Here is a 14,320-nt window from a genome sequence, read left to right on the forward strand (position 1 = left end):
TAGGTAATTAGCGTGTTGTCACTGATTTGTTTTTGGCCTGTTTAGCCTCAGCAACAAGCTTTATGACAAGTTCTTTTTCCAGTGCACCAAACCAGCGCCCGCCACTGGAAGTAAGCAGCAGAAGGCCCACATTATGCTCCGGCACGAACACATAACTACTTGCAAAGCCATCCAAATCTCCTCCGTGCCCATAGCGTACTCCTCTTTCATCTACATTTCGTACCAGCCCAAAGCCATACTCTTTCTTATCAGGAGTTGCACTGTCTGTCAGAACCAAAGGGCTCTGCTCCTCCGTTTGTCCCAGCATTCTGTACGCCTCAAGTTGCGCAGCCATCAGTCTGGATAAATCTGCAACGCTGGAGTATACACCACCTGCCGATGTTAATTTACCCATAATAAAAGGCTTTGTCTCTATGTTTCTGGCATCTTTTCGATAGGGTGTTGCCAGTAGCTCCTGCTGGTGCACAGCGAGTTCAGTAGTGGTGTTGGTAAGCTGATAGGGCTTAGCAACATACTCCTGTAACAATGTTTCATACTTCTGGCCACTTACCCGCTCGCATATATATCCAACCAAGGCATACCCCATATTGGAGTAGCTAAAGTCGGTGCCAGGCGCAAAGGCAAGCTCCAGTTCATCCAGGTCTTTTAGCAGGTCCAGCTCCGTATAGGGAACAAGCATTGGGTCACCGTCGATGCGGTGGTCGCTTGGTGCTATTCCTGGCAGCCCAGCCTTGTGCTGCAGCAGGTTTCTAAGTGTTACGGCATGCAGCTTTTCTCTTGTTTGGTTGTTGAACACGCCCGGCAGATAGGTAACTATACTTGCGTCTAAATCCAGCTTCCGCTCCAGCACCAGCCTGTTCACAATTATACCTGTCAGCATTTTGGTTTGAGAGCCGATCTGATAAAGTGTATGCTCATCTGCAGCTGCCTCGCCTTCCCGTTTTTTTAAGCCAAAGCCATCATACAGCCACAGTTCCCCATCACTGATTACTCCAACTGAAAGCGCCGGAATATTATTTGCTTTTAGCGCGCTATCTATCTTGCTGCGCATCCAGCTGTCATCAAAACTGCTGCGCTGCTTCGGTTTTATACTTGCATGGGTTGCAGCACCATTAGGTACAATTTGTTCAGTGCTTTTGCAGGCAAGCAAGAGCAGTAGCGGACTGAGTAGTAAGATAACTTTTTTCATAGTTTGATTTTGAATGATAGCCTAACTTACTAGCCTGCTCGCACTTTGCCGCACCTTGTTTATGAACGGCACCATTTCCTATCTAAACAGCAAAATACAGAGGAGCAGCACCACACTTAACCTACAACCTTGTGCTGCGCGTATGCTGTAATAAAGTGATACTCACCTAAACACGTACCAGATGCCTGACAACATACTTAACTCCTCTAAAAGCCGCCCGGCGGTTTTACTTTTCGACGTAAACGAAACCCTGCTGGACCTTTCGGACATGCAACGGGCTGTGAACAAGACCTTCGATAATGAGCTCGCTTTTAAACTATGGTTTTCGCACCTGCTGGAGTATGCTTTGGTGGAGAACGCAACAAACGAGTACCACACCTTCAGTGAGGTAGGCCAGGCGGCGATGAAAATGGTGACAAAAGTTATTGGCCAGGATGTGCCGGAGGCAAAGCAAAAAGAGCTGGTGGAGATGGTAAAGCAGACGCAACCGCATCCCGATGTGATTCCCGGCCTTAAAAAGCTGCAGGAGGCGGGCTTTCGGATGGCTACGCTCACCAACTCTCCCTCCAAATCAAGTATACCGCACCTCGAAAGCGTGGGCCTGAAAGAATTCTTCGAGGAGACCTTCAGCGTGGACAGCGTGAAAAAGTTTAAGCCCGACAGCAGCCCCTATCAGTATGCAGCGGATCAACTGGGTGTGCAATTGGGTGACGTGATGATGGTGGCTGCGCATGGCTGGGATATGGCCGGAGCTTTGCGTGCCGGTGCCCGTGCGGCCTTCCTTTCCCGCCCGGGCCAAACACTTTACCCGCTGGCCCCGGAACCGGAACTAACCGCGCCGACACTTTCGGAACTGGCGGATAAGCTGGTGAAGTTGGGTTGAAGAATTTATACTTCCTACGCCGTGAGGTCGCGCAGCTCCAGGTGCAGGTCTTCGGAAATGGCTTCCAACTTCTGTAGGGCATCTGCTTTAGTTGGTTTGCGCACCAGGTGCAGCTTTACCCCGTTGGCAAAGCCCAGGTAGCCGTCATAAACTGTGTGCCGGAAAGTTGCAGTGGAAACACGGGCCCAGATCACCTGCCGGTAAGTGTTTTTCTTCAGGTACAGGAAGCCGTAGTCAGGCAGCCTTTTCTTCCTGCCGAACTTCATGCCCAGCAGCATCGCGCCATCCCGGTAGGTTTGCCCCCGCAGGTCTAGCTCCACCACACTGTACGTGAAGTAAATGAGCGGGCCCAGGGGCAGCAGCAGCAAGCCTGCCATTTTGCCTTGCAGCAGCAATATCATCCCTGCGGCAGTAGCCACCCAGGCAACCATGTTACCAGAATCGGTAAAATACCGGCCTGTCCTGTACGTATAAACTACTGGCTCCATAGCCCTTATACGGAACCTAGTGCCTTTGGCGCAACAACAGCCAATACTTGCCAGGCTGTGTGCTACTACCAGTTCTTGCGGAAGATCTCTGGCCGTGGCAGGTACTCGCCGATGTCGTAATGCGCTTTGGTGCCGGAGCCGTTGCCTACCACGCAGATGCCTTTATAGAACAAATCAACCGTTTCGGAGAACTGCGGGTCCTGCACCATGTGCTGCCAACCCTGGTGCATATCCTCCGACCAGTAGATATCGTCGTGCACGATGAGCGCGCCCGGCTTCAGCATCGGCAACACGCGCTGCGTGTAGTGCAGGGTGGCCTTCTGCTCGTGCTGCCCGTCTATAAACACGCAGTCAAACGTTTCGGCCTCAGCCAGCAGTTGCGTGATGGCTTCGTCAAACAACATGTTCATGATGCGGTGCTTGTCTGAAAAGCGGTCCATGTTCTGCTTGGCAATGGCACACAGGGCATCAGAGCCTTCAATCGTTACCAGCTCAGTGCCCGGCACAGACAGAAAGTAACTGCCCGAAAAGCCGGTGTTGGTGCCCAGTTCCAGAATCTTTTTCACGCCTGCGCCTGCCACGATGCGGCGCAGCAGAATGCCGTTGAACGTGGAGGAGCCCGTTTTCATATGGGCTTCTGCCGCGCTGCCTACATATTCGCCTGGCAGGGCATTCCCTGCTTCGTCTGTCTGAAAGGTGTTGGAGTGCGGCGACGTATAGCTGTAGATTTCCTTGTCGGTGGTAAGGGCGGGAATTCTGGAACGGAAGCTCTCGATCTCCGTAGCCAGTTTTTTTTCGTCGGCCGTGAAGGTGTGGTAGAACAGCAGCCTGGCCGCCCCATGAAACCGCTGCGGCAGGCGCTGCAGAAATACATTCTTAAACCTGCTGTAGTTCTGCACCCGCTTCACCAGGTTTGCTATATAAAAGCCAATCTTGCTCATAAAATCATCTGTTGAGGCTACTAGTTAAGAAATGTTCTTCAGAAAACCGACACAGCGGGCGCGCTACGCTTGCAACAGAACATCAGTACACCCTTTCAGTGAAGTCATGCACATTGGTTTCCAGGTCCTTTGCAACAGCCTGTAATTGCTGCATGGCTGGGGCTTTGCTGCCCATCTGCAACAGGTGCAGCTTTACGCCATCCGAGAGTTTTACGAAGCCATCGAACAGCTCCGTGTTGAAGTGCGTCATCGAGCCCCGGGACTCGGCCATTTTGCTGTAACTGTTCTTGTTCAGAAACAGGAAATCTATACCGGCCAGCGGCAGCTTTTTCCCGAGTTTCAGTCCCAGCACTTGCACACCCTCGCGGTAGGTCATGTGCTGCAGGTCGAACTCTACGAAAGTATAGGTTAGCAACGTGATGATTCCCATCGGCACAATCACCCAGCCGGCAACGCCACCATTCAGCACCATCATCAACCCAATGGCTGATGCAATCCAGCCCATGACGCGGCCGCCGACCGAGAAGTATTTTCCTGTTCTGTAGGTATGGGTAGTTTGAGTCATAGCCGAAAGATCTTGCTACGAATGTAGTCAAATTTTGGAAAGTGGCTTCTTTCTCCCTTGTCATACTTCAGGTTCAGGTGAACCAGCATTTTAGTATGCTGCCACGTGCCCCGCCGACAAGTATAGCTGCGATTCGGCTATGTTTATTTAATTGCAGAACTGAGCATACAATCACGGTGTAGGAAAAGAGTAACCGCAGCAGGTATACCTGTCCTTCTAAAAGTGACAATGGTCATTTCATCTAACGGCTGGGCAGGCGTACTTGCAGCTCCTAAATTAGAGAAACCATGAAAACCAATTTACTTGCTATTGCTGCCCTGCTGGCGCTGTTTGCCTGTGGCTCCGATTCTGCCGACGGTAATTACAACCGTGCTGCCAGCGATGAGCTGATTGATGCACAGGTAGATTCTGCCACCAAAACCTCGACCGACAGTCTTGCGCGCGCCACCAAAGAAGGAAAGATCCTGCAGCCGCTCCCGGACACGCTGACATCGCTGCTCGAACAGAAGCAACCGCAAGCGCAAATAGCCACCCTGACGGATCAGGCGATGGCAAGTGATCGGTTGAAGGTCGGAAATCCCGTTTACCTGCGTGGCGATTTTAATGGCAACGCATCCCTCGATTATGCGGTGCAGGTGCTCAAAAACGATTCCATCCACATATTGGCTTACCTGGACTACAACAAGCAGGCCCGCGAACTAAAAGTGGCCAGCTATCCAGCTAAAAACCTGAAGGACGGCTGGTTCAGCACCTATCAGCTACGGCTTGCCCCGCAAGACTCGCTGGTACAGGACAACCGTGCTCAAAAGCTGGTACCGTTGCCAACAGATGGCATCTCAGTAATAGGAGAAGACCTGACAACACTCTACATGCTGCAGAATGGCCGCTTTATACCTTTTGACGCCAAAAGGTAAAGCCGCTTAGGTACATGCCGAAGACATCGCAGCGTGCGCAGTTCCTGCAAGCGTCTGAAGGATTGGCATCGTAGCCGGCGAGAAACCCATGACCTCTTACCCATCAATACAATTATCAATAAAACACATCCTCCTGCCATCGTTCGGGGTTGTTTAAAACATAATCCTTGATGTGTGAATAGGCTTTGTCATTTCGGATGATATGGTCGTGGAAGGAGCGTTGCCAGGAATGTAGACCTAGGTTTTTACCTTCTTTTATTACTGCCTATCTTGTAAGCATTATGGCTTACGCTAATACGCTTCCCGATTTGATAATTAGGCTCTGCAGGTCATTTAACACCTGCGCCTTAGCCCTTACACTTTTGGTGTGCCTTGATGTTTTTGTGTTACCAGAATCCAGCCACTTTGAGAAAGTTGTTGACAGGGAGCTGTATTCCGTGGAAGGAATATCTAGGTATGGTGGCGGCACCTACAAAACATATGTAGATAACGCCGTTTTGATCACGGAGAATTACCGGTACCCATACACCTGGAGGGCTCAAAACTATGATCCTAATAAGGAAGATTCTATTCGCCTTGTTACAACCTGCCTTTTCGGGATAGTTAAAACAGGCTATATGAAGCCCGATGGGGTTGAGAAAGAGTTGAAACAAACAGCGGGAATGTTTGGAACACTAATGTTCATTCCTATCGCTTTTGGATTAATAGCTGCTTTCGGTGTAGCGATGCGACACAACAAAGAACAATTAGTAAATGCCGTTGTAATGAACCTACTGCTAATACTGGTACAGCTTTTTGTTGACGGTTACATACTTTACTTCATGGATATGCTGGCCTGATAAATTTTAAGCAAAGCCACTCACCCCACTCTAGTCCCTCATCTATTCTATAAATGCTTATCTCCCCCGCAACCTTCTCCTCCTCCTCACTGTTCTGATAAGACATTAACTTGTAGTACCTTTGTAGAGAAGAAACCAGCAGAACGCGGCTTAACGGAAAGCCCTGTGTTCTGCCTTTACTGTTTTGTAAGCGCGTTTAATGAAAGTAAAAGATTTCCTAGAGCTTTACCGCCTCGATGGCGTAGTACAGACAATTGCCGGGCGGCTGAAAGCGGATGAGCCTTACCGCCTCCAGATAAAAGGGCTGGCGGGCAGCCAGGATGCGGTGCTGGCCTCGGCGGTTTATACTTTGAATTACGGGCACCAACTCTTCATCATGCACGACAAAGAGGAGGCTGCCTATTTTTATACCGACCTGAAGAACCTGCTGGGCGAGGAGAAGGACATCCTGCTTTTCCCTACCTCCTATAAGCGCCCCTACAGCTTCGACGATACCGAGAACGCCAACATCCTCATGCGCGCCGAGGTGCTCAACCGCCTGAACCAGAAAACCGGGAAAGGCGAGCTCATCGTGACGTACCCGGAGGCGCTTACCGAGAAGGTGATCAACAAAAAATCGCTGGTGGAGAACACGCTGGGCGCGAAGGTGGGTGAGAAACTGGACACGGCTTTTCTAAGTGAGATGCTGGCCGAGTATGGCTTTGAGCGCACCGAATTCGTGTATGAGGCGGGCCAGTATGCCGTGCGCGGTGGTATTGTGGATGTATACTCCTACGCCAACGATTTGCCTTACCGCATCGAGCTTTTTGGTGATGAGATAGAAAGTATCCGCACGTTTGATCCGGAGACGCAGCTGTCGGTGGAGACGAAGAAGGCGATCTCGATTATACCCAACGTGCAGACGAAGCTGCTGCAGGAAACACGCGAAGCTTTCCTTGATTTTATTCCCGCCAACACCACACTCTGGTTTAAGGACGTACGCCTGACACTGGATGTGATCGACGAGTATTTCGATAAGGCGGCTCATAATTTCGAGAAGATGCTGGCGACCAGTGGAGGCACCCAGATCGTGTCGGACCCGGAGCAGCTGTTCCAGACGCAGAAGCAGTTTAAGAAGCTGCTTGAAAAGTTTAACGTGGTGGAGATCGGCAAGCGCTTCCATTTCAAATCATCCGAAACCATACAGCTGCAGGCAAAGCCGCAACCCTCGTTCAACAAAGATTTTAAGCGGCTGGTAAAGGACCTGCACGAGCAGCAGGGCGCTGGCTTTGTGAACATCATCGCTACCGACTCTCCGCGCCAGATCAACCGCCTGACGATGATTTTTGATGAGCTGGACCACGACGTGCGTTTCCAGCATTTGCCGGTTTCGCTGCGCGAAGGCTTCATCGACCAGACGCTCAAGATCACCTGCTACACCGACCATCAACTGTTCGACCGTTTCTACCAGCACAAGGCTAAGGAAGGACATTCCAAGTCGAAGGCGATGACGCTGAAAGAGCTGCGCTCGCTGCAGCCCGGCGACTACGTAACCCACATCGACTACGGCATCGGGCGTTTTGCCGGATTGGAGAAAGTAGAAGTGGGCGGGCGTTTACAGGAGGCAATTCGGCTGGTGTACCGCGACGATGATTTGCTGTATGTGAGCATCCACGCGCTGCACAAGATCAGCAAGTATAGCGGCAAGGAAGGCGGTCCGCCAAGTATGAGCAAGCTGGGTTCGCCGGAGTGGGAGAACAAGAAGAAGCGGGTTAAGAGCAAAGTCAAAGACATTGCCCACGAACTCATCAGCCTGTACGCCAAACGCAAGGCCGCGCCGGGCTATGCCTACACCCGCGATGGCTTTTTGCAGGCCGAACTGGAGTCTTCATTTATCTATGAAGATACGCCTGACCAGGGCAAAGCCACCGAGGATGTGAAAGCCGACATGGAGCAGCCGCACCCCATGGACCGCCTTGTTTGCGGGGACGTGGGCTTCGGCAAAACCGAGATCGCCATTCGCGCTGCCTTTAAGGCGGCCTGCGACGGCAAGCAGGTGGCCGTGCTGGTACCTACCACCATACTTGCCATGCAGCATTTCCGCACCTTCCGCGACCGCCTGGAGCAGTTTCCGGTAACGGTGGATTATGTGAACCGCTTTAAAACGGCCAAGGACACCAAAGACACGCTCAAGCGCCTGGCCGAAGGCAAAGTGGACATCCTGATCGGCACGCACCGCATCGTGAGCAAGGACGTGAAGTTCAAAGACCTCGGTTTGATGATCATAGACGAGGAGCAGAAGTTCGGGGTGAAGACAAAAGAGAAGCTGCGCGAGATGAAGATAAACGTAGACACGCTCACGCTCACCGCCACGCCGATTCCACGCACGCTGCACTTCTCGCTGATGGGTGCCCGCGACTTGTCCGTAATCGCCACGCCGCCGCCAAACCGACAGCCGGTAAAAACAGAGCTGCACGTGTTTGATGAAACACTTATCCGGGATGCCATTGTGCATGAGATGAAGCGCGGCGGCCAGGTATTTTTTGTGCACAACCGCATCAAGGATATTGAGGAAATCGCCGCCATGATTCTGCGCCATGTGCCGGACTGCAAGGTAACCTATGCCCATGGGCAGATGGAGCCGGAAAAGCTGGAGAAGCGCATGATGAAGTTCGTGAACGGCGAGTACGACGTGCTGGTGAGCACCAACATTATCGAGTCTGGTCTGGACATTGAGAACGCCAACACCATTATTATTAACCGCGCGCACATGTTCGGCCTTTCGGACCTGCACCAGATGCGTGGCCGTGTAGGTAGATCAAACAAAAAAGCCTACTGCTATTTGCTCACGCCTCCTGTGGCCGGACTACCGTCTGATGCCCGCAAGCGCCTGAGTACGCTCGAAGAATTCTCTGACTTGGGCGAAGGCTTCAAGATCGCAATGCGTGACCTGGACATTCGCGGCGCGGGTAATTTGCTGGGCGGCGAGCAAACCGGTTTCATTACCGACCTGGGTTTTGAGATGTACCATCAGGTGCTCGACGATGCCATTAAGGAGCTTAAGGAAACTGAGTTCCGCGAGCTGTTCCTGGGCGACAACCTGGAGCAGTTTATTGAGCCGGTGCGCGAGTGCAACATCGAAACGGACATGGAAGTGCTCATCCCGGACTGGTATGTGAACAACATCTCAGAGCGACTCAACCTCTACAGCAAGCTCGACAACGTGAAGAGCCTGGATGAGCTGGAGAAGCTGCGCGCAAGTATAGTCGATCGGTTTGGCGCATTGCCGGAGCAGGTGCAGCAACTGGTGGAGATCGTGAAACTGCGTTGGCAGGCCCAGCAGCTTGGTTTCGAGAAGCTCACCATCAAAAAAGAAGTGATGAAAGGCTACCTGCCCAGCGAGAATAACGACGCCTACTTCCAGTCGGATGTGTTCGGCAACATTCTCAAGTATGTGCAACAACACCCGCGCCGGTCGCGCCTGAAAGACGCCAAGCACAAGCTTATCGTGATCGTGGAGGATATTCAAAGTATAGCCGATGCCAAAGAGGTGTTTGAGGGACTGGGCATCGCGGCAGCCACATCAGTATAAGGCAGCTCTTGCGGCAAGTATAAAAGCCAACCCAAGTATAACATGCGCCGGCTTCCTGAGAGTGGAGGCCGGCGTTATCAAAGTGGGGTTAATTGCCAATTCAAGAATATAATCCTAACTTAAGCCCTCGCTCTAACTACGCATCGTAAATCCCCCATTTACTCTAATGCCACAGAAAGACTCAAACTTATCCGCTGTGTTTGGCAGCATGTTCCATGCGTTGCCGGGCCTGTACCTGGTTTTAACGCCTGACCTGGTGATACAGCACGCCACCGATGCCTTTCTGGAAACCACACTTTCCTCGCGCGAAAACATTATTGGCCGCTACTTCTTTGATGTGTTCCCGAACAATCCCTCCACGCCACAGGTGGATTCGGCAAACCTTTTCAAGCAGTCGCTGCAGTTTGTGTTGGAGCACAGACAGGAGCACCACATGGCTATACTTCGCTATGATATCCCTCGCCCACAGGGGGGCTTTGAGGAACGCTACTGGAGCCCCGTTAACCGCCCCATACTTGATACCGCGGGAAACATGCGCTACATCCTGCACGAGGCAAAGGATATCACAGCCCAGGTGCTGAGTGAGCAGGAGCAACTGCATCACCAGGAGCGGCTGTACATGCTCACCGATGCCCTTCATGCGGTGTCGTGGGAGTATGACATGGCCAACAACAGAATAAGCTGGGGGAAAGGCCTGCAGGAGGTTTTCGGCTACCTACCCGAAGACATGGGCCCGGGCGGCGAATCATGGCACAGCCGCGTGCACCCCGACGACTACCCCAGGGTGGAGCAGGGCATACAGCAGGCAACCGCCAACGGCGACAAAGTATGGTCCAGCGAGTACCGTTTCCTGAAGGCCGACGGCACCTACGCCCACGTGCTGGACCAGGGCTTTATCGTCTACGACGCCAATGGCCAGCCTGCCCGCACCATCGGCTCCATCATCGACCTGTCTCTGAGTAAGAGCTCTGAGCAGAGCCTGAAAGAAAGCGACGCACGCTTCTGGCACTTGCTCGAGGTGCTCCCGCACATGGCCTGGATGGCTGATTCAAAAGGCCGCCTGACTTACTTTAACAGCAACTGGTACGATTACACCGGCATGCGCCCCGGCCAGGTGGACGGCTGGATAAATGTGGTGCACCCCGAGGACTCAGCCCAACTGCTGGCTGCCTGGCAGGAGGCCACCCAAAGCGGCCAGGTGTTCGAGTCTGAGTACCGCATCCGCAACCACAGCACCGGGGAGTACCGCTGGTTTCTGGAGCGCGGGGTGCCGATGTATGATGCGCAGCGCAACATACAGGCCTGGATCGGATCTTATGCCGACATTGAAGAGCAGAAAAACGCGTACAACCAGGTTCTCAGAAAAGACCAGTACCTGGAGAAGGTGCTGAACGCCTCTCCTGCGCACTTGTGCCTGCTGGAAGGCCCCGACTATGTATGCCGCTACATCACCCCCGGCTTTCACAGGGTGTACGGAAACCGCCAGTACCTTGGCAAGCCTGCCCGGGCCATCTGGCCAGAATATACCGGCACAAAATTTTGGAAAAGGCTGGATGAAGTATACCATCATCTCAGAATTGTTTCTATTGATGCTTATGAGATAGCCTACGACCGGCACAAGGCAGGGCAAAAAGACGTGGCGTATCTTAACTTTAAATACCAACCTTTGTTAGATGACGAGGGCAAAGCGGAGGGCGTGTTAATTTCTGCCATAGAAGTGACAGAACTGGTCGAACTGAAAAAGCAGCTAACCGAGCTACAGAACAAGATATCGTCCTGATTGCCGTTTTACCCGTAAGGTTGGTTGCTTCTGACTAGCCCCGATTTGCACAGGAGAGAGTTACCCTAAACAAAAAAGAATGCCTGCTACCTTAGCTCAGCCAGCTTATAAAAATATTTTCAAGGCACTGCCAGGCTCTTTCCTGGTACTGTCTCCGGACTCCATCATACTGGAGGTGAGTGAGCATTACAGAAAGGCAACCCATACGCTGGTAAAGGACATTGTGGGCGCTTCCCTGTTGGACACTTTTCCGGAGAACCCTGACATTGAACACCTGAAATCAAGGGAGGCGATCCGTAATTCCCTGCAGCAGGTGGTAACCCTGAAAAGCCCGCACACCCTCGATGCCATCCGCTACGATATCTTAACGCCCGATGGCAACTTTGAGGAGCGCTACTGGACCTTGCGCAGCGTGCCTGTGCTTGATGGCTTAGGCGAGGTGGAGTTTATTGTGCATGAAGTGCAGGACATCACGGCTCAGGTAATGAAGAAGCAGGAGGTGAATGCGGCGCATAACAGCCTCTGGGTAGTAGCCAAGTCTGCCGGTGGCATTGTGTGGGAGGCCAATCTGCTTGAAAATAAACTGACCTGGAGTGAGACATATAAAGATGTTCTCGGTTACGGCGACGAAGATTTGGAGGCTACCCTGGACAGCTGGGACAAGCACGTGCATCCGGAGGATCTGCCGGGGGTGCGGAAAAGTATAAGGGCGGCAATAGGGAGCATGAAAAAGCTGTGGGTTGGCGAGTACCGCTACCGCAAAGCTAACGGCTCCTACACCAGCCTGATCGACTACGGCTATATTATTTATGACGACACCACGCAAAAGCCCGTCCGCCTGCTAGGCACGATGGTGGACGTGGGCCGGCAGAAAGACTATGAGCTGAAGCTACTGGACATGAACCAGCGGTTTCAGCGCATTGCCATGGCCACCAACGATGTAATCTGGGACTGGAACCTGAAAGACGATTCTATCTGGTGGAACGAGGGCTTCAAGACCCTGTTCGGGTACGCTGAGGAAGACATTGAGGACACCGTCGTGTCCTGGACCAGTCGCATTCACCCGGACGACCTGGCAACAACGAAAGCATCCATTTACAGTGTGATAAACAGCGGCGGCACCAGTTGGGAAGGCGAATATAGCTTCCGCTGCGCCGACGGCACCTATAAACTGGTCCGGGACCGGGGCTTTGTGATGCGCGACGAGCAGGGCGAGCCGCAGCGCATGGTGGGCGCCATGATAGACATCACCATACAAAAGCGCACCCAGCAGCAGCTTCAAGAAAGCATGTCGCATACTACGCAGTTGCTGGAGTCGCTCCCGCTCATGACCTGGACCGCCCTGCCCAACGGCGACCTCAACTACTACAGCCAGCGCTGGTACGACTACACCGGCTCCACCTTTGAGATAATGCAGGACTGGGGCTGGAGCAAGCTCATACACCCCGAAGACCTGGAGGAGACTACCAAACAGTGGCTGAACTCCCTCAGCACAGGCCAGGACCTGGTGCTTGAAAACAGGTTCAGGTCCAGCAAGGGTGTCTATCGGTGGTTCCTGGTGCGCGCTGTACCGATCCGCAACGCGGAGGGCCAGGTAACCATGTGGGTTGGCTCCCACACAGACATTGAGGAGCAGAAGCAGCTGTTGCTGGCCCTGGAGGAAAGCAACAGCAAGTTTAAGCTCTTGGCAGAGTCTATCCCGCACATTGTGTGGAGCGGCGAGCCTGACGGACATGTCGATTTCTTTAACCAGCAATGGTATGACTATACCCGCATGAGTGAAGAGGAGACGCTCGGTTTCGGCTGGGCCCCATCCCTGCACCCCGATGACCTGCAAGCTACCATAGACGACTGGATAAGTGCCATAAAAACCGGTGAGAAGTATGAGCGCGAGTTGCGCCTGCGCGATATCTATACTGAAAATTACCGCTGGTTTCTGGCGCGGGCCCTGCCACAGCGCAACGCCGACGGCCAGATTGTGAAGTGGTTCGGAACCGCCACCGACATCCACGACCAAAAAATGCTGCGGGAGCAGGTAGAAGAATCAGAACGGCAGTTCCGGTTCCTGTCGGAGTCTATTCCGCAGATGGTGTGGACCGCAACGCCCGAGGGCGTAACCGATTACGTGAACAAACGCTGGTTCGATTATACTTCCCTAAGCGAGAAAGATAGCTTGGGCCGTGGCGTCTGGCTCAAGGTGCTGCACCCGGATGATGTGCAACGCACACTGGACCGTTGGCGGTTCTCGGTGAAGCATGGCGACTTTTTCGAAATCGAGTACCGCATCAGAAGCGGGAACAACGATACCTACCGCTGGTTTTTAGGGCAGGGAGTTCCCATGCGCGACGAACAGGGCAACATCATAAAGTGGTTCGGCACCTGCACCGATATTGAAGACCACAAGCGGGCGGAAGAAGAACTGGTGGAGAAAAACCTGGAACTGGAGCGCATTAACCAGGATTTGGATAGCTTTGTGTACACGGCATCGCACGACCTGAAGCTGCCGATTGTGAATATGGTGGGTATTTTTGAGGAACTCATCCAAAGCGCCGAGTTCAAGGATGCCGATGCCCCACACATGATCGAGCTGTTCAACAAGTCGTTTAAGCAGCTGCATGCCACCATACACGACCTGGGCGAAGTGGTGCGTGTGCAGAAGACAAAAGAGCGCAACCTGGAGGAGCTAAACCTGCAGGAAGTATGCGAAGACGTGCTGGTAAGCGTGCAGGAAATCATCAGACACAGCGGCGCCAGCATACAGTTTGATTTTTCGGAGGCCCCCACCGTGCCCTTTACACGCGCCAGCCTGAAGAGCATGGTCTACAACCTGATTACAAACGCGTTGAAATACCGCGCCCACGACCGTGCCCCTGAAATCAAACTGCGCTCGCTGGTGCGCAACAACTACATCGAACTGCAGGTACAGGATAATGGCCTTGGGCTGGACCTGAACAAGCAACAGAGCAAGCTGTTCCAGATGTTTAAGCGCTTCCACAACCACGTAGAGGGGTCCGGGCTGGGTTTATACATTGTAAACAGGCTGCTGACAAACCACGGGGGGTACATCCATATTGAAAGTGAACTGGACAAGGGAACTACCTTTTACCTGTACTTTAAACGTAAAAAAGCATAAGCCAATAACTGGAGTAA

10 protein-coding genes are annotated in these 14,320 nt (G+C 52.8%); 6 read left to right on the forward strand and 4 right to left on the reverse strand.

Annotated elements, in window-relative coordinates; all coding sequences use genetic code 11:
- Positions 1 to 7 precede the first annotated feature (7 nt).
- Entirely contained in the window at positions 8 to 1,189 is a 1,182-nt protein-coding gene (locus A0W33_RS06860; protein WP_068837468.1) for a serine hydrolase domain-containing protein, read from the reverse strand.
- A gap of 181 nt (positions 1,190 to 1,370) precedes the next feature.
- Here A0W33_RS06860 and A0W33_RS06865 point away from each other — a divergent pair, with 181 nt between their 5' ends.
- The gene (locus A0W33_RS06865) at positions 1,371 to 2,072 is read left to right on the forward strand and encodes a haloacid dehalogenase type II (RefSeq protein ID WP_068837469.1); all 702 of its coding nucleotides are present in this window, start codon (positions 1,371 to 1,373) and stop codon (positions 2,070 to 2,072) included.
- A gap of 14 nt (positions 2,073 to 2,086) precedes the next feature.
- Here A0W33_RS06865 and A0W33_RS06870 read toward each other — a convergent pair whose 3' ends face one another.
- From A0W33_RS06870 to A0W33_RS06880, 3 genes are all read right to left on the reverse strand, one after another.
- On the reverse strand, positions 2,087 to 2,560 hold the full coding sequence (locus tag A0W33_RS06870) for a hypothetical protein (RefSeq protein ID WP_068837470.1): 474 nt from the start codon (positions 2,558 to 2,560) through the stop codon (positions 2,087 to 2,089).
- Between the two features lie 65 nt (positions 2,561 to 2,625).
- Positions 2,626 to 3,501, reverse strand: a complete 876-nt coding sequence (locus A0W33_RS06875; protein WP_068837471.1) for an O-methyltransferase — start codon at positions 3,499 to 3,501, stop codon at positions 2,626 to 2,628.
- A gap of 82 nt (positions 3,502 to 3,583) precedes the next feature.
- Entirely contained in the window at positions 3,584 to 4,066 is a 483-nt protein-coding gene (locus A0W33_RS06880; RefSeq protein ID WP_139237153.1) for a hypothetical protein, read from the reverse strand.
- A 287-nt stretch (positions 4,067 to 4,353) separates the two neighbouring features.
- On the opposite strand from A0W33_RS06880, the gene A0W33_RS06885 reads away from it, so the two are divergent.
- The 5 genes from A0W33_RS06885 to A0W33_RS06905 all read left to right on the forward strand — a co-directional run bounded on the left by A0W33_RS06885 (position 4,354) and on the right by A0W33_RS06905 (position 14,303).
- The gene (locus A0W33_RS06885; protein WP_068837473.1) at positions 4,354 to 4,980 is read left to right on the forward strand and encodes a hypothetical protein; all 627 of its coding nucleotides are present in this window, start codon (positions 4,354 to 4,356) and stop codon (positions 4,978 to 4,980) included.
- A 281-nt stretch (positions 4,981 to 5,261) separates the two neighbouring features.
- A complete protein-coding gene (locus tag A0W33_RS06890; protein WP_068837474.1) occupies positions 5,262 to 5,819 on the forward strand; it encodes a hypothetical protein in 558 nt (185 codons plus the stop codon).
- A gap of 199 nt (positions 5,820 to 6,018) precedes the next feature.
- Positions 6,019 to 9,390 carry a transcription-repair coupling factor gene (mfd, locus tag A0W33_RS06895; protein ID WP_068837475.1) on the forward strand — a complete coding sequence of 1,124 codons (3,372 nt, stop codon included), beginning with the start codon at positions 6,019 to 6,021 and terminating at the stop codon, positions 9,388 to 9,390.
- 166 nt (positions 9,391 to 9,556) lie between these two features.
- On the forward strand, positions 9,557 to 11,170 hold the full coding sequence (locus A0W33_RS06900; protein WP_068837476.1) for a PAS domain-containing protein: 1,614 nt from the start codon (positions 9,557 to 9,559) through the stop codon (positions 11,168 to 11,170).
- 79 nt (positions 11,171 to 11,249) lie between these two features.
- A complete protein-coding gene (locus tag A0W33_RS06905) occupies positions 11,250 to 14,303 on the forward strand; it encodes a PAS domain-containing protein (RefSeq protein ID WP_068837477.1) in 3,054 nt (1,017 codons plus the stop codon).
- Positions 14,304 to 14,320 lie beyond the last annotated feature (17 nt).

Source organism: Pontibacter akesuensis (assembly GCF_001611675.1).
Lineage (GTDB): Bacteria > Bacteroidota > Bacteroidia > Cytophagales > Hymenobacteraceae > Pontibacter > Pontibacter akesuensis.